Annotated in this window: 18 protein-coding genes; 6 read left to right on the top strand and 12 right to left on the bottom strand. The window is 68.3% G+C overall.

All coding sequences use genetic code 11. From position 1 onward, the window contains the following. Window positions 1-48: 48 nt before the first annotated feature. Entirely contained in the window at window positions 49-2,223 is a 2,175-nt protein-coding gene (locus tag ACSFA0_RS15040; RefSeq protein ID WP_435451077.1) for a TonB-dependent receptor, read from the top strand. A 16-nt stretch (window positions 2,224-2,239) separates the two neighbouring features. Here ACSFA0_RS15040 and ACSFA0_RS15035 read toward each other — a convergent pair whose 3' ends face one another. The 5 genes from ACSFA0_RS15035 to ACSFA0_RS15015 form a co-directional block, all read right to left on the bottom strand. After that, window positions 2,240-4,378, bottom strand: a complete 2,139-nt coding sequence (locus tag ACSFA0_RS15035; RefSeq protein WP_435451076.1) for a TonB-dependent receptor family protein — start codon at window positions 4,376-4,378, stop codon at window positions 2,240-2,242. Between the two features lie 60 nt (window positions 4,379-4,438). Continuing rightward, a complete protein-coding gene (locus tag ACSFA0_RS15030) occupies window positions 4,439-6,982 on the bottom strand; it encodes a TonB-dependent siderophore receptor (protein ID WP_435451075.1) in 2,544 nt (847 codons plus the stop codon). A 114-nt stretch (window positions 6,983-7,096) separates the two neighbouring features. Next, window positions 7,097-8,101, bottom strand: coding sequence for a FecR domain-containing protein (locus tag ACSFA0_RS15025; protein WP_435451074.1), 1,005 nt, complete (start codon window positions 8,099-8,101; stop codon window positions 7,097-7,099). Then, window positions 8,098-8,601 (bottom strand): sigma-70 family RNA polymerase sigma factor, encoded by a 504-nt coding sequence (locus tag ACSFA0_RS15020; RefSeq protein WP_435451073.1) that lies wholly within the window; start codon window positions 8,599-8,601, stop codon window positions 8,098-8,100. Before ACSFA0_RS15020 ends, ACSFA0_RS15025 begins: the two co-directional genes overlap by 4 nt. A gap of 168 nt (window positions 8,602-8,769) precedes the next feature. Then, complete coding sequence (locus tag ACSFA0_RS15015) at window positions 8,770-9,771, bottom strand: ferritin-like domain-containing protein (protein ID WP_435451072.1); 1,002 nt, start codon at window positions 9,769-9,771, stop codon at window positions 8,770-8,772. Window positions 9,772-10,059: 288 nt separating this feature from the next. Between ACSFA0_RS15015 and ACSFA0_RS15010 the strand changes: the two genes are divergently transcribed. Then, on the top strand, window positions 10,060-10,311 hold the full coding sequence (locus ACSFA0_RS15010) for a hypothetical protein (protein ID WP_435451071.1): 252 nt from the start codon (window positions 10,060-10,062) through the stop codon (window positions 10,309-10,311). A gap of 10 nt (window positions 10,312-10,321) precedes the next feature. On the opposite strand, the gene ACSFA0_RS15005 is transcribed toward ACSFA0_RS15010, so the two are convergent. The 3 genes from ACSFA0_RS15005 to ACSFA0_RS14995 are packed head-to-tail and all read right to left on the bottom strand — an operon-like array spanning window position 10,322 to window position 12,703. Continuing rightward, window positions 10,322-11,146: a MetQ/NlpA family ABC transporter substrate-binding protein gene (locus ACSFA0_RS15005; RefSeq protein WP_435451070.1), complete on the bottom strand. Its 825-nt coding sequence runs from the start codon at window positions 11,144-11,146 to the stop codon at window positions 10,322-10,324. A 29-nt stretch (window positions 11,147-11,175) separates the two neighbouring features. Beyond that, window positions 11,176-11,838 carry a methionine ABC transporter permease gene (locus ACSFA0_RS15000; RefSeq protein ID WP_435451069.1) on the bottom strand — a complete coding sequence of 221 codons (663 nt, stop codon included), beginning with the start codon at window positions 11,836-11,838 and terminating at the stop codon, window positions 11,176-11,178. Next, a complete protein-coding gene (locus ACSFA0_RS14995) occupies window positions 11,831-12,703 on the bottom strand; it encodes a methionine ABC transporter ATP-binding protein (protein ID WP_435451904.1) in 873 nt (290 codons plus the stop codon). The genes ACSFA0_RS15000 and ACSFA0_RS14995 overlap by 8 nt, the downstream gene beginning before the upstream one ends. Before the next feature lie 301 nt (window positions 12,704-13,004). On the opposite strand from ACSFA0_RS14995, the gene ACSFA0_RS14990 reads away from it, so the two are divergent. From ACSFA0_RS14990 to ACSFA0_RS14975, 4 genes are all read left to right on the top strand, one after another. Then, window positions 13,005-14,717 carry a methyl-accepting chemotaxis protein gene (locus ACSFA0_RS14990; protein ID WP_435451068.1) on the top strand — a complete coding sequence of 571 codons (1,713 nt, stop codon included), beginning with the start codon at window positions 13,005-13,007 and terminating at the stop codon, window positions 14,715-14,717. 146 nt (window positions 14,718-14,863) lie between these two features. Further along, window positions 14,864-15,217 (top strand): HPF/RaiA family ribosome-associated protein, encoded by a 354-nt coding sequence (locus ACSFA0_RS14985; protein ID WP_435451067.1) that lies wholly within the window; start codon window positions 14,864-14,866, stop codon window positions 15,215-15,217. Between the two features lie 176 nt (window positions 15,218-15,393). Next, entirely contained in the window at window positions 15,394-16,293 is a 900-nt protein-coding gene (locus ACSFA0_RS14980; RefSeq protein WP_435451066.1) for a RibD family protein, read from the top strand. A 163-nt stretch (window positions 16,294-16,456) separates the two neighbouring features. Beyond that, a complete protein-coding gene (locus tag ACSFA0_RS14975; RefSeq protein WP_435451065.1) occupies window positions 16,457-16,744 on the top strand; it encodes a hypothetical protein in 288 nt (95 codons plus the stop codon). Window positions 16,745-16,790: 46 nt separating this feature from the next. On the opposite strand, the gene paoC is transcribed toward ACSFA0_RS14975, so the two are convergent. The 4 genes from paoC to ACSFA0_RS14955 all read right to left on the bottom strand — a co-directional run bounded on the left by paoC (window position 16,791) and on the right by ACSFA0_RS14955 (window position 21,195). Beyond that, window positions 16,791-18,986 (bottom strand): aldehyde oxidoreductase molybdenum-binding subunit PaoC, encoded by a 2,196-nt coding sequence (gene paoC / locus ACSFA0_RS14970; RefSeq protein ID WP_435451064.1) that lies wholly within the window; start codon window positions 18,984-18,986, stop codon window positions 16,791-16,793. Beyond that, window positions 18,983-19,939: an FAD binding domain-containing protein gene (locus ACSFA0_RS14965; RefSeq protein WP_435451063.1), complete on the bottom strand. Its 957-nt coding sequence runs from the start codon at window positions 19,937-19,939 to the stop codon at window positions 18,983-18,985. The genes paoC and ACSFA0_RS14965 overlap by 4 nt, the downstream gene beginning before the upstream one ends. Continuing rightward, entirely contained in the window at window positions 19,936-20,592 is a 657-nt protein-coding gene (paoA, locus tag ACSFA0_RS14960; protein ID WP_435451062.1) for an aldehyde dehydrogenase iron-sulfur subunit PaoA, read from the bottom strand. Before paoA ends, ACSFA0_RS14965 begins: the two co-directional genes overlap by 4 nt. Window positions 20,593-20,841: 249 nt before the next feature. Further along, complete coding sequence (locus ACSFA0_RS14955; protein WP_435451061.1) at window positions 20,842-21,195, bottom strand: HU family DNA-binding protein; 354 nt, start codon at window positions 21,193-21,195, stop codon at window positions 20,842-20,844. Between the last annotated feature and the right edge of the window lie 122 nt (window positions 21,196-21,317).

Below are 21,317 nucleotides of genomic sequence, written 5' to 3'. Positions count from 1 at the left end.
CCCCGGCGTCGCCGGCTTTTCTTCGTCCTTCCTTCTTCGACCCCACCCATGAAGTCCTCGATCGCCGCATCGTCCCGCGCAGCCCCCCGCTTCGCGCCCAAGCCGCTCGCGCACCGCATGCGCCAATGCCTCGGCGCCTCGCTCGCGTTGTTGGCCGTCGGTGCCAGCGCGCAGAACACCACCGGCACCACCCTGCAGGAGGTCGTGGTTTCCGACCAGGCCGAAGCCATCGGCGGGCTGCAGAAGACCTACTCGGGCGGCCAGTTCGCGCGCGGCGGGAGCCTGGGCATCCTGGGCATCACCGACCTGATGAACGTGCCGTTCAGCACGACCAACTACACCTCGGAGCTGATCGAGAACCAGCAGGCGCTCAGCGTGGCCGACGTGGTGATGAACGATGCCTCGGTGCGCCCGTTGACGTCGCGCGGTGGCTTCGGTGACGACTTCCAGATTCGAGGCTTCACCGTTCCCAACGGCGACATCGCGATGAACGGACTGTTCGGCCTGTCACCTACCACGCGCGTACCGCTCGAGATGATCGAGCGCGTCGAGGTGCTCAAGGGTCCGGGCGCGCTGGCCAACGGTGTCGGCCCCAGCGGCAGCGTCGGCGGCAGCATCAACGTCGTGACCAAGCGCGCGGCCGACGTGCCGCTCACGCGCCTGACCACCACCTACATGAGCGATGCGCAGTTCGGCACGCATCTCGACGTGGGCCGTCGCTTCGGCGAGGAGAACCAGTGGGGCGTGCGCGTCAACGGCGCGTGGCGCAACGGAGAGGGCAATATCGATGGCGGCAATCAGCGGCTCGGGCTGGGCTCGTTGGGCCTGGACTACCTGGGTACGCGCCTGCGCTGGTCACTCGATGCATTTGTCAGCCGAGGCGAAACCAAGGAGTTTCGTCCGCAGACCAGCTTTGCCGCCGGCATCACGCAGATCCCTGAGCCACCGTCGGCACGCCTGAACTTCTACCCCGGCACCGACCTGAAGGACAACGTCAAGACCACCATTTCTCGCATCGAGTATGACGTCAACGACGCCACCACCGTCTATGGCAGCGTGGGCTACACCGACCTGGACTACAAGCAGATTTTCCCGAGCGGCCGTCCCAACTCGGCAGGCAACTTCAATGTGTCGAATGCCTACTACGATTTCTACAGCAAGACCACGTCGGCCGATGCAGGCATCCGAACACGCTTCAACACCGGCAGCGTTCGCCATACGCTGGCCTTGGGTGTCAACCTGCTGAGCCAGGAATCGGGCTACTTCTACACAACGTCCACGACCACGAATCCGTCCAGCCTCTACAACCCCTCGGCGCTGCCTGCGATCACAGCCACGCGCAATCCGGCGGTCAAGGCCAACGAACTCACGCAATCGAGCCTCGCGTTGGCCGACACCATATCCTTCGCCAACGACCGCGTTCTGCTGACGCTGGGCCTGCGCGACCAGACGATGGAGCAGGAAGCTTTCTCGCAAATCACCGGCGCCCGCGCGTCGCGCTACAAGGCCAGCGCCGTCACGCCGCTCGCCGGCTTGGTGGTCAAGCCGATGAACAACGTCTCGCTGTACACCAACTACACCGCGGGCCTGACGCGTGGCGGCACGGCGGGCCCCGGTACCGCCAACGTCGGCGAGACCTTCGCACCTCAGAAGTCGAAGCAACATGAAATCGGCGTGAAGGTGGACTGGGGCCGACTCACCACGCAGGCCGCGGTCTATCAGATCACGCGGCCCAACGCCCTGACCGACCCGGCCACGCTCATCTACAGCTTCGGCGGCGAACAACGCAACCGCGGCCTCGAACTCACGGCCTACGGCGAGGTCCAGCGGGGCCTGCGCGTGATGGCGAGTGCAGCCTTCAACGATGCCAAGCTCACTCGCACCGCGGGCGGCGTGAACCAGGGTAATGAAGCGACCGGCGTGCCCGACCGGACATTCAACGTGGGCCTCGATTGGGACATGCCATGGCTGCCCGGCCTGAGCTTGAACGGCCGGGTGATCAACACATCGTCGGTCTACGCCGATGCTGCGAACCGCCTGACCGTGCCTTCGTGGACGCGCGTGGACATCGGTGCGCGCTATGCGACCAAGGTCGCTGGCAAGCCTGTGACGCTGCGCGCCAATCTCGAGAACGTGGCTGACAAGAACTATTGGGTCACCAGCACCTACGTCACCGTCGGCGCCCCGCGCACGCTGATGCTGTCCGCCTCGATCGACTTCTGATTGCGCTCACACCGCTTCAGAAGGCATAAGTAGCCCCCGCCCCCACCGTCCAGTTGCGACCGGGAGCCGGCTCGAAGAAGCGGCCGTTGCCTTCGTTGACGATGACCGAGCCGACGGTGCGGCGGTCGAACAAGTTGTCGACGCGGGCGAAGGCGTTCCACTCCCAGCCGGCCCAGCGCTGCACGTAGCCCGCTTGCAGGGCCGCGACGACGTAGCCCGGCGCACTCGCGCTGTTGGCATCGTTGGCGTCGATGCGGCTGAGCGCGCGCAGCTCGGCGCCCGCGCGCCACCCGAGCGGCGGTGCGTAACCGAAGGATGCGAAGAAGGACTGCTTCGCGATGCCGGGGATGCGGTTGTCCGGCGCCACCACATTGCCGCCCGTGCACGGCGACGGCGAGCAGAAGCCGTCGCGGTAGCGCGCGTCGAGCCAGGTGTAGGCCAGCTGCGTACGCCAATGGCTGGGCGTCTCGTGCAGCCAGGCCAGTTCAAGGCCATCGCGCTGCGTGCGGCCGGCGTTCTGGAAGGTGGCGCGTCCGCCGCTGTTGGTGGCGGTCACGATCTCGTCGTCGGTGCGCGTCTGGAAGACCGCGGCGGTCAGCAGGCCATCGGCCACGCGCGCCTTCGCGCCCACTTCGAGGCTGCGATTCACCGAGGGCTGCAGCGCGAAGTTGAGGCCGCCCACATTGCCCGGCCGGTACGAGAGCTCGTTGAAGGTCGGTGTCTCGAAGCCGCGGCCGGCGCTCACGTACAGGTTGAGGTCGCGGGTCGCGGCGAAGCGCAGCGCAGCGGCTGGCAGCAGCTTGCGATAGCGCGCGTCGCCGCTGTCGTCGCCATTGATGCCGCGCTGGTAGCGGTCGTCCGATTCGAAGCGCACGGTGCTCTGTCGCAGGCCGGCTTCGAGCGACCAGCGCTCGGCGAAGTCCCAGCGCGTCTGCACGTAGGGGTCGACATTGCCGACCTGGTTGCGCTCGTCGCGCCGCAATGCACCCTGCACACCGAGCTGCTGCGCCGCACCGGTTCCGACGAAATTCTCGTAGCCGCGGCGCTGTTCATGCAGCGTGTCGTAGGCCAGGCCGGTCGACACTTCGAAGGGCCGGCCGGCCAGCGCGGTGCGCACCGTCCAGCGCGCGTCGAAGCCGGCGTAGCGGCGCTGCAGGTCGATCACGCCGCCGGCGCTGAGGGGGCTTGCCTGCGCCGAGGGCGGGATCGACTGGAACTGCGTCGTGCGCCGGTCGCCGCCGTACAGCATCAGGCGCAGGTCCTGGTCGGCGTCGATGCGGCGTTCGTACAGCAGGCCGACCTGCGTCTGGTCGACCGTCTTGCGCGTGTCGTACTGCGTGGCGAGCGGCGCGGCGCGCGGGTCGGCGTCGAGCTGCGCTTGCGTCAGGCCCAGCGGGTCCTGTGCATCGATGCGCACGCTGTTGGCGATGAGCGTGAGCCGGCTGCCGTCGTCGAGCTGCACGCCGAGCTTGCCGTTGGCGATGTCGCGCGTCGCCGCGCTGTGGTCACGGTAGCCGTCGGTGCGAAAGCGGCTCGCGCTCAGCACGTAGTCGATGCCACCGCTCACGCCCGAGGCCTTGGCGCCGAAGCGCGTGCTGCCGAAGCTGCCGCCCGCCACCGAGAAGCCGAGCCGCGGCGGCGCTTCGCCGTCTTCGGTGAAGACCTGGATCACGCCACCCGACGAATTGCCGTACAGCGCCGAGAACGGGCCGCGCAGCACCTCGACGCGGTCGGCCGAGCCGATGTCGATGTTGGTGCTCTGGCCCTGCCCGTCGGGCAGCGTAGCGGGGATGCCGTCGACGTACAGCCGCACGCCGCGCAGCCCGAAGGTCGAGCGCGCGCCGAAGCCGCGGATGGAGATCTGCAGGTCTTGTGCGTAGTTCTGCCGGTTCTGCACCTGCAGGCCGGGCACGCCGCCCAGGCTCTCCGACAGGTTCACCTGCAGCTTGCCGTCGCGCAACTGCTGCCTGTCGACCACGTCGACGGAGCCCGGCAGGTCGAAGGGCACGGCGGCGCCGCGCGGCGTGGAGACGGTAACGGCCCGCAGGCTGGGTGTGCTGTCGGCCGGCGGGCTCTCGAGAAGGGGCGCGGCGTCCTGCGCATGCAGGGTGGCGACGAACAGGGCCGTAGCGGCGGCGGCAGCGGTCTTTTTCATGCCTCGAATTCTGCGGGGCATCGATCGATGCGCCTGTCAGGGACTGCCGCGTCGTCGCGCCTAGAACTTGTAGTTCATCGTCAGCAGTGCGCTGCGTGGATCGCCGTACACGCCGGTGCCGTAAGAGCCCAGGCCCGGCATGTAGGTCTTATCGAACACGTTGTTGATGTTCAGCGACACGCTCAGGTGGCGATCGAACTCGTAGCGCGCCATGAGGCCGACCAGTGCATAGGCCGCCTGCGTCGCGCGCCACCGGTTGGCGTCGGAGGTCTGGTAGTAGGTTTCGCTCTGCCACGACAGCGAGCCGCCAACCACCAGCTGGCGCCATGCGCCTGGCAGGCGATAGCTGGTGTTGAGCTTGAACAGGTGCTTGGGCTGGTTGGTGTTGACCGCGCTCAAGGTCACGTTCGGCTGCTGCGGCTTCTTCGACGTGCGGAAGGTGTAGCCCGCCGCCAGGTTCCACGACGGGGCGATCTGGCCGGCCACCTCGAGCTCCATGCCCTTGCTGGTGATGCCGTCGACCGCGGTGTAGATCTCGTCGCCGTTGGCCGGGTTGACGCCGACGTACTGCGCCGAGTTGTCCTGCTTGACGTGGAACAGCGCCAGGTTGGTGTTGAGCCGCTTCTCGAGAAACTCGCCCTTCACGCCGACCTCGGAACTCTTGCCGGTGAGCGGCGCGATGGCCCGGTCGCTCGCGTCCTTGTAGTAGGTCTGCGGCTTGAAGATGTCGGTGTGGCTCGCATACACCGACCAGGTGCGATCGATGTCGTAGACGACGCCGGCGTAGGGCACGACCTTGGCGTCGATATCGAGCTGGTCGCTCAGCGTGGTCAAGCCAGCCAGACTGGTGCTCTCGTCGCGCAGGTCGTACCAGCTGGTGCGTGCGCCGAGGATCACCGACAGCGCCTCGGTGGGTCGCAGCCGCACCGCCGCCGACACGCCCTTCTCGCGCGTGACGATGTCGCGGTCGCTGCGCTTCACCGACGCAGGCTGCGCGATGTTGCCGTCCCACGCGAAGTAGTTGGGGATGGCCGTGTAGGTGGAGCTGTGCAGCTGCGCCTCCTGGTGCTGGCGCGAGTAGCCGGCGCCGAGCATCAGTTCGTGGGTGCGGCCACCGAGGGTGAACGGGCCGGTCAGCGCGATGTTGAGCGCGTCGGTCTTCGACTGGGTCGGCAGCGCGCCCGACAGCATGCGGATGCCTGCGCCCGTCGCGCGATTCACGCTGCCGTTGTAGGCCGAGCCGTAGAACACGTCCTTCGACTGGTCGAGGTGACTGGCCGCCACGTCGAGCTTCCAGCCGCCGCCGAACTCGTGCTTGAGGTTGGCGAAGGTGGTGGTGCTGTCGTTGTTCCAGTACGACCAGCGTGCCGCCGGGTTGAGCGAACGACGGAAGTTCGTCCGCGTGCCGTCGCTGTAGAAGAGCGGGAGGTGGCCGAAGGTGGCGCCGTCGGCGCGCGTCTTCATGTGGTCCACGCCCACGGTCAGCAGCGTGCCGGGCGTCAGGTCGGCTTCGACCACGGCGTAGAGATTGCGGGTGTCGCGACTGTAGTCGTCGACATAGGAGTTCGCGTTCTGCGCTGCGGCGACGATGCGCCCGCGCACGCTGCCGCTCGCGTTGAGCGGGCCAGAGAAATCGGCGGTGGTGCGCAAGCGGTCCCACGAGCCCGCACCCAGCGACAGGTTGCCGGCAAATTCGGCCGTCGGCTTCTTGCGCACCAGGTTGATGGTCGCCGAGGGGTAGCCCGCGCCGGTCAGGAGACCCGTGGCCCCCTTGACGATCTCGATGCGGTCGTAGATCACGCTGTCGCCGATGGCGGCGGTGTACTGGTTCGACGTGTCGAGCGTGCTGGGCACGCCGTCGAACTGCAGGTTCTCGATCACGAAGCCGCGCGCGTAAAAGGTCGCGCGCTCGCTGTCGTTGCGGCCGACGGTCACGCCGGGTGTCTTCTCCAGGATCTCGGGCACGCTGACCAGTGCCTGGTCGTCCATCTGCTGGCGCGTGATGACGCTGACCGACTGCGGCGTCTCGCGCGGCGAGAGCCCCAGGCGTGTCGCGGTGCTGGTCGAGCGCACGGTGTAGGCGCCGGTGCCTTCGGAGGGGCCGTCGGCCGTGGCCGTGACGCGCACTTCGTCCAGCGTGTTGGCCGACGCCCTCGACGACGATGGCGCGGCGGGCGGCAATGCCTGCAGCGCGTAGCCGCCACCCGCCGCACGCACCGCGCCGAGGCCGGTGCTGGCGAGGGCCTGCGACAGCGCGTCCGCCACGGTGTAAGTGCCGCGCACGCCGCGGCTGCTCACACCGTCGGCCACGGCAGAGCCGAAGGTGATCAGCACGCCGGTCTCGCGGCCGAGGCGGTTGAGCACGCCTTCGAGCGGGCCGGCGGGGATGTCGAAGCTGCGGACTTCCTGGCTGCGCGCCGGGGTCGGTTGCGCGAAGGCGCTGCGCGGCGCGACGGTGCCAGCCACCAGCCACACAGCCACGGCGCCAAGGCAGGCGCTGCGTGACGCTCGCGCCAGCGCATGCAGGCGCGGCTTGCCGCGGCTCGGCATGGCGATCGAGTGCGGGGTAGGAACGGAGGCCGGCCGGCCGGTGTGCAGGAACATGGAAATGCCTTCGACGATGGAAGATTGCGGGAAGAAGTCGGGCGCGGTGTGCGCGCCCTTCCCTTCCTTGACCGTCGAGCCCGTCGAATCAGCTCATTTATTTTTCTTCGACGTTCACACCCGACCGCGGCGCGGTCGCACGCTCACCCAGTAGCGCGTGTAGGTTTGCACGTCGACCGGCAACGCCGAGGTCAACGCCGCCAGCACGCGGTCGGTGTCGGCCAGCGGGTAGGCGCCCGACACCTGGAGGCCGGCGATGGCCGGGTCGCAGCCCAGGCGCCCCGGCCGGTGGCGGCCGAGTTCGGCGAGGAAGTCGTCGAGCCGCATGTGCGACGCGACCAACATGCCGTCGGCCCACGCGCTCTCGTCGCGATCGAGGGCCCTCGGCGGCGTCGCCCCCGTGCGCGTGAAGCGCCCGGACTCGCCCGCCCGCAGCGTGCGCGCCTGCTGCGGCGCATTGCGCGGCGTGAGTTCGACGGCGCCCTGCAGCACGCCGACCTCGACCTGCGCATCGCCCTGCTGGCGCACCGTGAAGCGCGTGCCGATCGCCCGCGCCGAGCCTTCCTCGGTCTCGACCAGAAAAGGCCGGTGCAGCGCATCGGGCGCGGTCTGCACCAGGATTTCGCCGCGCACCAGTTGAAGCACACGGCGCTCGGTGTCGAAGCGCAGGTTGATGGCGCTGCCGCTGTTGAGCGTGACCCGGCCGCCATCGGGCAGCGTCAGCGGGATGCGCTCGCCGACGGCGGACACATGGTCCGCCGTGAGCGATCGCCACGGCGTCGTCTGGCGCGCGAGCATCGCACTGCCGCCGCCGACCACCAGCACCGAGAGAAGCTGCATCGCGCGGCGACGCCGCATCGATCGCGGAGCGGCGTGCAAGGCGGCGCGGGCCAGCGGCGACGGGATCTCCGCCAGGCGCCCGCCAACGGCTTCGATGCGCTGCCACGCGGCCTCGTGCGCCGGGTCGGCCGCGCGCCAGCGCGTCCACTGCGCACGTTGCGCGGCACCGACGTCGCGCGATCGCAGCGCCACCCACCATTGAACGGCCTGGTGTGCGACGGCCGGCGCGACCTGGTCGGTACCGCCCAGGACATCCTGCCTGCGGGGCGAAGGGCTCATTCCGGAAAGAAGCAACGCATCGCCGCCTTCGCGAGATGGCGCTTCACGGTCGACACGGAGATGCCCAGTTCCGCGGCGATCTCGCCCTGCCCCAGCCCCTCGAGCTGCGCGAGGAGAAAGGCCTGCTTGGCCAGCGCGGGCAGACCGTTCAGGCGTCGATCGACTTCCACCAGCGTCTCCAGCACCATGAGCCGCGCCTCCGGCGGCGGCGCCACCGGCTCGGGCATCAGCGCCAGCGCGTCGAGGTAGGCCTGCTCGATGGCGCGTCGACGCACATGGTTGATCAGCAGGTTGCGGGCGACCGTCGTGAGATAGGCGCGTGGCTCGGCAAGGCTGTCGAGCCCCGGCATGCGCAGGACACGCAGGAAGGTGTCCTGCGCCAGGTCGGCCGCATCGAAGGCGTTGCCCGACTTCCTGAGCAACCAGCCCTGAAGCCAGCGGTGATGACGGAGGTACAGCGTGCCGAGCTGTTCGTGCGAAAGAGAGTCGGCGCTGGACATGGTCGCTCGGGGGTGATGAAGGATGCGAGGGCGCGGCGTACAGCACCCATGAAAAAAGCCGCATTCTAACGAATGCGACTTATTCGCAATTACACCTCCCGGCCGAAGACGGGTATGCGCCCCGGTGGCGTCCGGGTCGGGGCGAGCGACCGCCCCTGCATTACGCGATCAGCTGCGCGCGTGCGCCGCGTCCCGCAGCGACTTGATCTGGTCGTGGTTGCGCTGCGCACCTTGCGCCTGGCGCTCGACGACGGCGCGCACATCGGGCGGCAGCGCCTGCTTCAGCGCCTTGCGGTAGCGTGCCAGCGCCGCGTCTTCGCCACGCTCGCATTCGTCGAGGATCGACGCCTCGCTGTTGGCGCCCACGGCGCCCTTCACATGCACCCAGCCGCGGTGCATGGCGCCGCTGGTGGTGCCGCCATCCGCCGGCGTGCCACCGTACTGAGTCACGAGCTGGACCAGTTCATTGGCCGCCATGCGGCAACCCACCGCGCGCTCCGAAAAGACCTGCTTGAGGTTGGCGCTCTCCACCTCCTCCGCGCAGGTATGGAAGCCGTACTCGCCGTCGTGCGCGTTCTCGATCAGGTCGTTGAGAACGTCGACCACGTCGTCGTGCGAAAGCGGCTCGCCCGTGCGTGCGTCGGTGTCGAACGCATCCGCGTCGCGCGGGGCCATCGGCATGGCTTCGCCGAAATACGTGCGGTCCGCACGGTCCCACGCCGCGCGGGATGCATGGCGCGCCTGCGGCCAATCGAGCGTCGAATTGCCGCGGCGCGTGGCCCATTCATCGGCCAACGTGGGTTCGACCGTGTCGAAACTGTCCCCGCGCGACGCGCGGCTCGACCAGCCCATTTCATAGGCCGGCGCGTAGTCGTCGTAGCTGCGGCCCGGTTCGTAGTAGCTCTCGCGGTCGTAGCTCGAGCGCCAGTAGGCGTCTTCGGCGGTAGGGTTCACGCTTTCGGCGACCACCTTGCCACCCAGGCCACCGGCCAAGCCGCCAGCCACCAAGCCGACGACCGTGCCCACCGGGCCGGCCACCGAGCCCGCGGCAGCACCTGCCACCGCGCCGCCTGCGGCACCGACCCCGGTGCCGACGGGATGCGCACCCGGTGCGCCGGTGATCGGGTCACGGTTCGTGTCGGTGGTCTTGAAGTCTGTTTCCTTGGCCATGTTCGGCTCCTTGAGAGAAGGGTTGGAAATGCCCACCGAAGTCATCGCGTTGCGCAATGGAACAACAGTGGCGCGTTGAAGACTTCATCCTGAACACGCAGACCGGCCCTCGGGTCAGGATCGCCAGACGCTGCCTGTAGGGCATCGCCTGCGCAGGCTGCGGTGCAACATGCCTTGCGAGGCCGGGCATCGCCTACACGCGCGACCGCACGTGTTCGCCTATCAACGACGCTTCTCTTTTTTCTTCAACGCGCACCTGCTAGCGCACGCCACCGCACAAGGACCTGCATGAACTCGAACGACGCGAATTCCTGGATCAAACAAGCCCGAAAGGCCGATGACCAACGCCCCGACATGCCGGGCGAACACTGGGCCGTGATGGGCGCGGGCCTGGTTCTGCTGCTGATGGCGGGCCGCAGCCGGTCGTTCCTCGGGCGGACGCTGGCGGGTGCGGCAGGCAGCGCGCTGCTCGGCCGTGCGGCCAGCGGGCGCGGCGGGCTGCACCGCCTGGTGCGCGCCGTCACCGGCGCGCGGCGCTGACCGGCGCGGCTTACTGCATGTAGGCCGGCTTGGCGTAGCCCTGGAACTTGCTGTCCACCACCGCCTTGAATTCCTTGGAGCGGTAGGCCTCGGCGATGTCCTTGGCCCACGGCGTGCCCTTGTCGGCACGCTTCACTGCCACCACGTTCAGGTAGTGGTCGGCGGGCTTCTCGAGGACCACGGCTTCGGTCAACTTCAGGCCCGACGAGATCGCGAAGTTGCCGTTGATGATGGCGTACTCCGCATCGCCCAGCGAGCGCGGCAGCTGCGCGGCCTCGAGCGGGATGAACTTCAACTTGTGCGGGTTCTGGTCGACGTCCTTTTCCGAAGCGCGGATCGCATCGACGCCGGGCTTGATGGTGATGAGCTTGTTCTGCTCCAGCAGCACCAGCGCGCGCGCCAGGTTGCTCGGGTCGTTCGGCAGCGTGATGCGGTCGCCGCTCTTCACCTCCGCGAGGGTCTTGCGCTTGGTCGAGTACACGCCCAGCGGCGCGATCGGGCCCTGCACCAGTTCCACGATGTCGAGCTTCTGGTCGGCAGCGAACTTCTTCAGGTACACGAGGTGCTGGAAGAAGTTGGCGTCGAGCGAGCCCTGCGCCAGCGCGAGGTTGGGCTGCACGTAGTCGTTGAACTCGACCAACTTCACCGTGTACCCCTTCTTCTGAAGGATCGGCACGATACCCAGCTTGAGCTGGTCGAAGTTCGATCCGGCCGTGCCGCCGATGACGAGGTTCTTCTTGTCGGCTTGCGCCTGGGCATTTAGCGAGAGACCGCCGAGCGAGATGGCAGCGATTGAGAGGGCGAGGAAGGAGCGGCGGAGCGCAGAGGTTTTCATGGCAGAGAGATCAGGGAACAAAAAAGAAATCACCGTTTGTCGAGGCGGCGTGCCGCGGTGTTGCCGACGAACTGGATGACCTGCACCAGCGCCACCAGCAGCACCACGGTGAACACCATCACGTCGGTCTGGAAGCGGTAGTAGCCGTAGCGGATGGCGAGGTCGCCGATGCCGCCACCGCCCACCACACCGGCGATGGCCGAGTACGACAGGAAGCTGACCGACAGCACCGTGAGCGCCAGCACCAAGCCCGAACGCGCTTCGACGACGAGCACGCGCCACACGATCTGCAGCTCCGACGCGCCCATGGCATGAGCCGCCTCGATGACGCCGCGCGGCACCTCGCGCAGGCACTGGTCGACCAGCCGCGCGAAATACGGGATGGCCGCGACCGACAGCGGGACCGCCGCCGCGAGCGGACCGATGGAGGTGCCCGCGATCACGCGCGTGATGGGCACCAGCGCCACCAGCAGGATGATGAAGGGGAAGGAGCGCACAGTGTTGACGAGCCAGTTCAGCACCAGGAAGGCCGGCTTGTTGGCCAGCGACTGACCGGGGCCCAGCAGGAACAGCAGCACGCCCAGCGGGCCGCCGATGAGCACCGCGGCCGACAGGCCGATGCCCAGCATCAGGAAGGTCTGCCCGGTGGCGAGCCACAGCTCGGGCAGGATGGCGGCGATGTTCTCAGGCATGGGCGGTTCCTCGGGGCACAGGGGACGACAGCGGTGACGACAGGGGCGTGTTGGCGGCTTCGCGCGCATCGCGCTCGCGGCGACGAACCAGGGCATCGATCTCGCGGCCGAGCGCGGTGAGGCGCTCGGCCTGCGGTGCCTCGTCGACCGCAAACTGTTCGACGAGCTGCCCACGCTCGAGGATGGCGACGCGCCGGCACAGCACCTCGACCACCGACAGCTCGTGCGTGACGATCACGATGGTCACGCCGATCTTGGCGTTGATGTCGCGCAGCGTCTCCAGCAGCGCGCGCGTGGTCTCGCTGTCGAGCGCCGATGTGGGCTCGTCGCACAGCAGCACCTGTGGGCGCGGTGCCAGTGCACGGGCGATGGCCACGCGCTGCTTCTGGCCGCCGGAGAGCTGCGCCGGGTAGGTGTCGATCTTTTCGGAGAGCCCGACCAGTGCCAGGCATTCGCGCACGCGCGCATCGATCTCGGCACGCGAATGGCGGCCATGGATCTTCAGCGGGAAGGCGACGTTGTCGAACACGCTGGCGTTCTGCAGCAGGTTGAACTGCTGGAAGATCATCCCGATGTTCTGCCGCGTGTCGCGCAACTCGCGACGCGACAGCGTGGTCAGGTCACGGCCGCCGACGATCACGCGGCCGGCGTCGGGCCGCTCGAGCAGGTTGATGAGGCGCAGCAGCGTGGACTTGCCCGCGCCGCTCTTGCCGATCAGGCCGAAGATCTCGCCCTCGGGGATGTCGAGCGACAAGGCACGCACCGCGTCGAAGACGTCGCCGTTGGGCAGTGCGAAGGATTTCTGGACCGCGTCGAGGCGAATCACCGGCGGCCTGCGGGCCGCATCGGTCGGGGAAGGGGAAATCACGAAAGCTTGGCGCCTGGGCCTGGTCGGCCCATGGCATGAGAAAGGGAGAACGGGTCGCGAGTATGCGAGAGGTTCAACGCAAAACGAACGACCGAATCGCGATCTGCTTATTCTGGTGATGCATAAGCCGTCGCCTCACCCACGCTCACTCGCTTCGGCCCACCTGCAGGATCTGTCCTACGCACTGCAGGGGTGCCGCCCTTCCCCTGCGCCCTTCATAACAAGTGGCCTCCTCCGATAACCCAACTGACGGCCGCCCAGCGGCCGTTTCCCTTGTCGTCATCACGGAGGAACACCCTTGAACTGGTTCAACAAACTGAAAGTCAGCACACGCCTGATCGGCGGCTTCGCCATCGTGGCAGCGATCGGCGCCTTCATCGGTACCGAAGGCATTCTCAAATCAGCGCAGATCGGCGGCATGGCGTCGCAGATGTTCGAGCGCGAAACCGTCGGCCTGCGCAAGTCTGCCGAAGCCAACATGCATCTGCTCGCGGCAGGCCGCGCCGTCCGCTCCGCCGTGATGGCGCCGAGCCTCGACGACCGCGAGCGCCAGCTCGCCGAAATGCGCAAGCGGCTGGAAGGCATGCACGAGCAACTGAAATCGGCCAGCGATCATTTTCAGAACGAGCGCGGCAGGGCCCTGCTGCAGCAATCGGTCGCAGCCGCACGCGCCTACGAGGCCGGTCTCAACGACGTCGTCGCGCTGCTGCGCAACGAGCCACCCGGCGAAGCCCGCGCCTCCACGGCCAAGCTCTTCGGCGACGTTCGGGGGGCAGGGGACAAGATCGACGGCCTCCTCACGGACCTGGTCGACCGCAAACAGGCCAATGCCGAATCGCTGGCGGCGGAGACGGCCGTCATCGTCTCCAGCATTCGCATCCAGTTGATCTCCTTGACGCTCGGCGGCGTGCTCGCCGGGCTGATCCTCGGCGTGCTGATTTCGCGCAGTCTCACGCGCCAGCTCGGCGGTGAGCCCCGTGATGCCGCCGACATCGCGGGCCGCATCGCGGCGGGCGACCTCACCGTCGACATCCAGACGCAGCCCAACGATGACAGCAGCCTGCTGCATGCGATGAAGGCCATGCGCGACAGCCTGGCGCGCGTGGTGGCCGGCGTCCGCGCCGGCACCGACAACATCGCGACGGCGTCGGGCCAGATTTCCGCCGGCAACCAGGACCTGTCGTCCCGCACCGAACAGCAGGCCAGCTCGCTGGAGGAAACCGCAGCGTCGATGGAGGAACTGACGTCGACGGTCAAGCAGAACGCGGACAACGCGCGCCAGGCCAACCAGCTGGCGCTGTCGGCGTCCGACGTCGCCGTCAAGGGCGGCACGGTGGTGTCACAGGTGGTCAGCACCATGAGCTCGATCGACGCCTCGTCCAAGAAGATCGTCGACATCATCGGCGTCATCGACGGCATCGCCTTCCAGACCAACATCCTGGCCCTCAACGCCGCGGTGGAGGCGGCCCGAGCCGGCGAGCAGGGCCGCGGCTTTGCGGTGGTGGCGGCCGAGGTGCGCAACCTCGCACAGCGCTCGGCCGGAGCGGCCAAGGAAATCAAGGGGCTGATCGACGACTCGGTCGGCAAGGTCAGCGCCGGCACCGAGCTGGTCAGCGAAGCGGGCCGCACCATGGAAGAGATCGTGGGCAGCGTGAAGCGCGTGACCGACATCATGGGCGAGATCACGGCGGCGAGCCAGGAGCAGACCTCGGGCATCGAGCAGATCAACCAGGCCATCACGCAGATGGACCAGGTCACGCAGCAAAACGCGGCGCTGGTGGAAGAAGCGGCTGCAGCGGCGTCTTCGCTGCGCGAGCAGGCCGACCAGCTGGTGGCGGAAGTCGCCGTGTTCAAGCTTCACGACGGCGTGACCCCGACCCCGGCGAAGCTGACGGCACCCCGCGCAGCGTCATCGGCCGCACTACGCGCATCGACACCCGGCCTGGCACGGCGTACGACGGCATCGAAGGCCCTCGCGACGTCGGACGCGCAGGCGTGGGCGGAGTTCTGACCGCACCGCGCGCGAAAAGCCTCCCTTGGCCTACGTCGATCCAGGGTCGACGTGGGCCATGCTTCGTCCAACGCACTGCACAGGGTGGCCTCGATGCCCTGCGCGGCCCGCTGCGACGACGCAGCTTCAACCGGAGACGCATCCCCATGGAAATTCACATCAACACCGGCAATGGCATGGAGAACAAGACCACGCTCGAAGCCTGGGCCGACGCCGAGATCCGCCGCACCCTGGGCCGCTTTTCGAACGACGTGCGTCGCGTCGAGGTGCACCTGTCGGACGAGAACAGCGGCAAGGGCGGTGCCGACGACAAGCGCTGCATGATCGAGGCCCACGTGATCGGTCATGCCGCCGTGGCGGTGACGCACCAGGCCGACAACATGGACGAAGCCTTCCGCGGCGCCGAAGCCAAGGCACGGCGCGCACTGGACAGCGCCATCGGCAAGCTGAGCGACCGGCGCGACCACACGTCGATCCGGACCGAGCCGGAGATTCTCTGAGCCTAAAAAAACGGCCCGCACGAAGCGGGCCGAAGGGATCTTGGTAAGGGATCCATGGAGAAACCATTTACTTCATCGGCGCTCGACGGCAAAAGTTGAGGCTCCCGTTACAACTTCGATGACATGAGGCTTCCGGGTAGACACTCGGGGCTTCCCGTGATTCGACAGGAGTTCGTGTGAATGCTGTTCCGCGCCCCGTGAACGCCGAGCCTGCCGAAGGCGAGGTCGCAGTGCTTTGGCAGGGATGCCTGGACATCGCGCGCCAACGGCGAAGCGGCCCGCGTGCGGCGCCTGCGGGGGCGCCGTTTGCCTGGTCGCCCACACGGGGCTACGCCCTACCGCCCGGCTGGGGCGGCGGGGCCCGGGCGCTGTTCGACCTGCTCAAGCCGTTGCTCGACCGACACGGTGACCCCGATGTCTGGGCCGTGGGCCAGCTGGGTCAGAGCCTCGACGGCTGCATCGCCACCCACCGCGGCGACTCGTGCTTCGTCAACGGCCCCGAAGGACTGGTGCACCTGCACCGGTTGCGCGCCTTGAGCGACGCCGTGATCGTCGGCGCGAGCACGGTGTGCCTGGACAACCCGCAACTCACCACCCGCCGCGTGCCTGGCGACAACCCGACCCGCGTCATCCTCGACCCGTCGCTGCGCGTGCCGGCCGACGCACGTGTCTTCACCGACGGGCAGGCGCCGACGCTGCTGGTGTGCGACGCCGCGCACCGCGCGCGCGCCGAGGCACGGCTCGGGCCTCACTGCGTGATCGCGCTGCCGCGGCGCGAGGCGGGCCACCTGTCGCTGCGCGAGGTGATCGGCTGCCTGCACGAACGCGGCCTGCGCGTGCTCTTCGTCGAGGGCGGCGGCGTCACGATCTCGCAGTTCGTGCAGCAGGGCTGCCTCGACCGGCTGCACCTCATCGTCGCGCCGGTGGTCATCGGCGCCGGGCAACCCGGCCTGCAGGTGCGGCGCTCGGACGCCATGGGTGACGCACTGCGCCCCCCGGCGAGAACTTTCGCGCTCGGTGGCGACGTGCTGTGGGACCTCGCGCTGGCCACGCCACCGCAGCCCGTGTCGGATTAACGACAGCGCATCGCACGGGTTCGAGACTTTCCGCACAGCGGCCCGCGCTTTGCGCCTGCCCAGCCCCGCACGAGGGGGCCTTTCGACGACGCTCGGGTCTCACCACCAAGACACCATTCGCCACAAAGGAACGGTCCTCGAACCCACTGAAAGATCCATCGCCATGAAGCCTCTCGCCCACCCGCAGCCCTTGACCCCTTCGCAGATCCGCCATGTCCTCGAGCTGCTCGACATGCGTCTGCTGGCCCCGCAGGAAACTGCCGCGACCTTCGATCGATTGAGCCAGGCCGGCACCTTCTCGGAAGCGCAGCAGGAAGCCATCGAGCTGCTGTTCGCGCTCGAAGAAGACGAGATCGGCGACGCGCTGATGGACTTCGCGGACGACGAAGCCCGCGACATCGTGCGCGACAACACGGTCCACGAAGCGCGCCTGAGCTACATCGGGGCCTGAGCCGCGCCGACACTGCCTGCAACCGGCAGCGCACGGCGCGCGTGGGTCAGGCCTCGCTCAGGGGCAGCTTGCCGATCAGCTTGTCCAGGGTGACCGGGTAGTCGCGCACCCGCACGCCGGTGGCGTTGTAGACGGCGTTGGCCACCGCGGCGCCCACGCCGCAGATGCCCAATTCGCCCACGCCCTTGGCCTTCATGGGCGACGAGATCGGGTCGGTCTCGTCGAGGAACACCACCTCCTGGTGCGGGATGTCGGCATGGACCGGCACCTCGTAGCCCGCGAGGTCATGGTTGACGAAAAAGCCCAGCCGCTCGTCGACCGCCAGCTCTTCCATCAGCGCCGCACCCACGCCCATCGTCATGGCACCAATCACCTGGCTGCGCGCGGTCTTGGGGTTGAGGATGCGGCCGGCCGCGCACACCGCCAGCATGCGGCGCACGCGCACCTCGGCGGTGAAGGCATGCACGGCCACTTCGACGAAGTGGGCGCCGAAGGTGGACTGCTGAAACTTCTTGTCCAGGTCCCCGAATTCCAGGGTGTCCTCGGCCACCAGCTCCTGTCCGCCGGCTGCCTCTGCGAGCCCCATGCTGCGGCCGCCACCGGACACACGGCCGTCGGCGAAGCTCGCGGTGCCTGCATCGATGCCCGCACGCTGCGCGATCTGCTCGCGCAGCTTGACGCAGGCCGCATACACGCCGGCGGTGGAGCAGTTGCCGCCCCATTGCCCGCCCGAACCGGCCGAGGCCGGGAAGCTCGAATCGCCCAGCTTCACGACGACCCGCTCCAGCGGCACGCCCATCATCTCGGCGGCCGTCTGCGCGATGATGGTGTAGCTGCCGGTGCCGATGTCCGTCATGTCGGTCTCGACCGTGACGACACCCTGCGCGTTCAGGCGCACCCGCGCCGCGGACTTCATCACCAGGTTGTTGCGGAAGGCCGCGGCCACGCCGGTGCCGATGAACCATTGACCGTCGCGCACCTGCCCAGGCTTGGCGCTGCGTTGGCTCCAGCCGAAGCGCTCCGCGCCGATGCGCATGCAGTCGATCAGCCGGCGCTGCGAAAACTTGCGTTGCGGGTCGGCGGGATCGACCTGCGTGTCGTTGCGCACGCGGAACTCGACCGGGTCCAGGCCCACGCGCTCGGCCATCTCGTCCATGGCGATCTCCAGTGCCAGCAGGCCGGGTGACTCGCCGGGCGCACGCATGGCGTTGCCCTCGGGCAGGTCGAGCCGGGCCAGGCGCGTGCCGGTGAGGCGATGGGCGCCGGCGTAGAGCAGCGTCGTCTGCTGCACCGCGTCTTCGGGGTCGCCATCGGCGAGGTTGCCCGACCAGCTCTCATGCCCGATGGCCGTGAGCTGGCCGTCCTTCGACGCGCCCAGGCGAATCCGCTGGATGGTCGCGGCCCGGTGGGTCGTGTTGTTCGCGATCAGCGGGCGCTGTAGCGCCACCTTGACCGGCCGCTTCGCGACGCGCGCGCCGACGGCCGCGAGCAGGATGTCCGCACGCAGGAAGAGCTTGCCGCCGAAGCCGCCGCCGATGAAGGGCGAGATGACGCGGACGTTCGCGCGCGGCATGTCCAGCGTCTTCGCGAGGTCGGTGGCCGCCCAGTCGATCATCTGGTTGGATGTCCACACGGTCAGCTTGTCGCCGCGCCAGACCGCGAGCGAGGCCTGCGGTTCCATCTGCGCATGCGACTGGTCGGGCGTCGTGTAGGTCGCGTCCAGCTGCACCTCGGCACGCTCGAACTGCGGCGCGAAATCGCCCACGGCCTTGTCGGCGTCTTTCGTTTTCGCACGGGTCTCGCGGGCGTGCGCCAGGTCGAACTGGCCGTCGGCGCGGGTGTACTCGACGCGGATCATCTGGGCTGCGGCGCGGGCCTGCTCGAAGCTCTCGGCGATGACCAGCGCGATGGCCTGGTGGTAGTGGTCGATGGCCGGGCCGCCCAGCAGCTTGGCCACGTTGCGCGCGCCCTTGCCGAGCTTGCCGGCGTTTTCGGCGGTGACGATCGCGATGACGCCGGGCGCCGCCCTGGCACGCGCCGTGTCCATCGCCGCGATGCGGCCCTTGGCGATGCCGGCGCCCAGCACATGGCCGTAGGCCTGGTTGGCGACCACGTCATGGTTCTCGTAGGCATAGCGGGCCGTGCCTGTGGTCTTCAAGCGACCGTCGACGCGGTTGACCGCCTGGCCGACCACCTTCAGCTGGTCGATCGGGTTGGTGCCTGCGGGGGTATCGAATTTCATGCTCGGCTCCTTGCCTGCGCCAGCACCGCGGCGAGCGTGCGCTCCACCAGCGGCAGTTTGAATGCGTTCTCTTTGGTCGGCCGGGCGTCGGCGAAGAGCGTGTCGGCCACGGCCTTGGCGCCACGCGGCAGCTGCGCGTCGGCGCTGTCCATGCGCCACGGCTTGGGTGCCACGCCGCCCACGGCGACGCGCCCGCTGCCGTCACGCTGCACGATGGCCGCCACCGACACCAGCGCGAAGGCGTAGGACGCGCGGTCGCGCACCTTCTGGTAGATGTGGGTGCCGCCCACCGGGGCCGGCAGCGTCACTGCCGTGATCAGTTCGCCGCGCGTCAGTTCGGTCTCAATGTGCGGCGTGGTGCCGGGCAGCCGGTGCAGGTCGGCGATCGGGATGACGCGGCGCGATCCGTCGGGCCGCAGGGTCTCTACCGACGCGTCGAGCGCCCGCATGCCCACTGCCATGTCGCTCGGGTGCGTGGCGATGCAGGCGTCGCTCGTGCCCACCACCGCCAGTTGCTTGCTGTAGCCGCCGAGGGCGGCACAGCCGCTGCCGGGCAGGCGCTTGTTGCAGGCCTGGTTGGTGTCGTAGAAATAGGGGCAGCGGGTGCGCTGCAGCAGGTTGCCCGCGGTCGACGCCTTGTTGCGCAACTGGCCCGATGCGCCCGCCAGCAGCGCGCGCGACAGCACGCCGTAGTCGCGACGCACGCGTTCATCGGCCGCGAGCTGCGTGTTGCTGACGAGCGCGCCGATGCGCAGGCCACCGTTCTGCGTGGCCTCGATCGTTTTCAGCCCGAGGCCGTTCAGGTCGACCAGGTGCGCCGGCGTCTCGATCTCCAGCTTCATCAGGTCCAGCAGGTTCGTGCCGCCGGCGATGAACTTGGCGTTGGGCGTGCGCACCGCCTTGGCCAGCGCATCTTCGGCCGACGCCGCGCGTTCATAGGTGAAGGACCTCATGCGGCCGCCTTGGCCACTTCGGTGACCGCTTCGACGATGTTGCTGTAGGCGCCGCAGCGGCAGATGTTGCCGCTCATGCGCTCGCGCAGCTCGTCGGCCGAGAACATCGGCCGGGCCGTGAGGTCGGCGCTGACGTGGCTGGGCACGCCCTGCTCGATCTCGCGCAGCACGCCCACGGCCGAGCAGATCTGCCCGGGCGTGCAGTAGCCGCACTGGAAGCCGTCGTGCTTGACGAAGGCGGCCTGCATCGGATGCAGCTTCTCGGGGGTGCCGAGGCCTTCGACCGTAGTGACGTCGCTGCCCTCGTGCATCACGGCGAGCGTGAGACACGAATTGATCCGTTGGCCGTCGACGATCACCGTGCACGCGCCGCACTGGCCGTGGTCGCAGCCCTTCTTGGTGCCGGTGAGGTGCAGATGCTCTCGCAGGGCGTCGAGCAGCGTGGTGCGCGTGTCGAGCTCCATGCGCTGCGTCTTGCCGTTGACCTGCATCGTCACGGTCGACAACGCGGGGGTGCCCGCCGGTGTGGCCGGCGCGGCAGAGCGATGGGCCGTCTGCGCGGCGGCCGGGGCGGCGCCGCCTATCGTGGCCGACGCAGCGCCGGCCGCGAGAAGCCCTCGCCGGGTGATCGGGAGTTTGTTCGAGGTGTCCATGGGGTGTGATCCTTCATCGTGGGTCGCCGGCGGGTGCGGCGTCGCCGCTGGCGCGGCGCAGATGGGTCACAGTAGGGGACAGGCAGAGGACGGCGAGTAGGAGAAAGGTTCCTCCTTCGGCCAGCGTCGTCTTCCAAGCGACCGCCGACCAGACACGCGAGTCCGGGGCTGGCGGGCCGCGACCCGCCATGAAAAACGGCCCACAAGGGGCCGCTTCTTCGTGCGTTGCAGCGCTGCTGCAACGAGGACTTACTTCTTGGTCTTCTTCGCCGGTGCCTTCTTGGCGGCCGGCTTGGCAGCGGCCTTGTCGGCCTTGCGCTTGGCGGCCTTCGGGTCCACGGCAGCCTTGAAGGCCGAGCCTGGCACGAACTTCGGCAGCTTGGCCGCAGCGATCTTCAGCTTCTCGCCGGTGCTGGGGTTCAGGCCGGTACGTGCGGCGCGGGCCACCTGTTTGAAGGTACCGAAGCCCACCAGTTGAACGGGCTCGCCCTTCTTGACGGCCGTGATGATGGCGTCGGTGAAGGTTTCCACGATGCGGGCGGCTTCGGCCTTGCTGACGTTGTGGGCGGTTGCGATTTTCTCGACGAGTTCGATACGGTTCACTGCGTTTTCCTTGTTGAATGATCGCCATGTTGCCGATGGCGCCGCCGCCCGACGAAATGGGCCGCGAAGGGCGCGGAGTTTAGCGGACTCGAACGCGCCAGCCTCGTGCGAAGGCCGGTGGG

It is taken from the genome of Variovorax restrictus (assembly GCF_051216715.1).
Classification (GTDB): Bacteria; Pseudomonadota; Gammaproteobacteria; order Burkholderiales; family Burkholderiaceae_C; genus Variovorax.
The sequence above is the reverse complement of the archived record's forward strand: the minus strand, read 5'-3'. Positions and strand labels throughout refer to the sequence as shown.

What these genes read in the sequence shown, in the direction of transcription:
- ACSFA0_RS15040 (WP_435451077.1), top strand. Translation starts at nt 49, where the DNA reads ATGAAGTCCTCGATCGCCGCATCGTCCCGCGCAGCCCCCCGCTTCGCG.
- ACSFA0_RS15035 (WP_435451076.1), bottom strand. Translation starts at nt 4,378, where the DNA reads ATGAAAAAGACCGCTGCCGCCGCCGCTACGGCCCTGTTCGTCGCCACC.
- ACSFA0_RS15030 (WP_435451075.1), bottom strand. Translation starts at nt 6,982, where the DNA reads ATGTTCCTGCACACCGGCCGGCCGGCCTCCGTTCCTACCCCGCACTCG.
- ACSFA0_RS15025 (WP_435451074.1), bottom strand. Translation starts at nt 8,101, where the DNA reads ATGAGCCCTTCGCCCCGCAGGCAGGATGTCCTGGGCGGTACCGACCAG.
- ACSFA0_RS15020 (WP_435451073.1), bottom strand. Translation starts at nt 8,601, where the DNA reads ATGTCCAGCGCCGACTCTCTTTCGCACGAACAGCTCGGCACGCTGTAC.
- ACSFA0_RS15015 (WP_435451072.1), bottom strand. Translation starts at nt 9,771, where the DNA reads ATGGCCAAGGAAACAGACTTCAAGACCACCGACACGAACCGTGACCCG.
- ACSFA0_RS15010 (WP_435451071.1), top strand. Translation starts at nt 10,060, where the DNA reads ATGAACTCGAACGACGCGAATTCCTGGATCAAACAAGCCCGAAAGGCC.
- ACSFA0_RS15005 (WP_435451070.1), bottom strand. Translation starts at nt 11,146, where the DNA reads ATGAAAACCTCTGCGCTCCGCCGCTCCTTCCTCGCCCTCTCAATCGCT.
- ACSFA0_RS15000 (WP_435451069.1), bottom strand. Translation starts at nt 11,838, where the DNA reads ATGCCTGAGAACATCGCCGCCATCCTGCCCGAGCTGTGGCTCGCCACC.
- ACSFA0_RS14985 (WP_435451067.1), top strand. Translation starts at nt 14,864, where the DNA reads ATGGAAATTCACATCAACACCGGCAATGGCATGGAGAACAAGACCACG.
- ACSFA0_RS14975 (WP_435451065.1), top strand. Translation starts at nt 16,457, where the DNA reads ATGAAGCCTCTCGCCCACCCGCAGCCCTTGACCCCTTCGCAGATCCGC.
- paoC (WP_435451064.1), bottom strand. Translation starts at nt 18,986, where the DNA reads ATGAAATTCGATACCCCCGCAGGCACCAACCCGATCGACCAGCTGAAG.
- ACSFA0_RS14965 (WP_435451063.1), bottom strand. Translation starts at nt 19,939, where the DNA reads ATGAGGTCCTTCACCTATGAACGCGCGGCGTCGGCCGAAGATGCGCTG.
- paoA (WP_435451062.1), bottom strand. Translation starts at nt 20,592, where the DNA reads ATGGACACCTCGAACAAACTCCCGATCACCCGGCGAGGGCTTCTCGCG.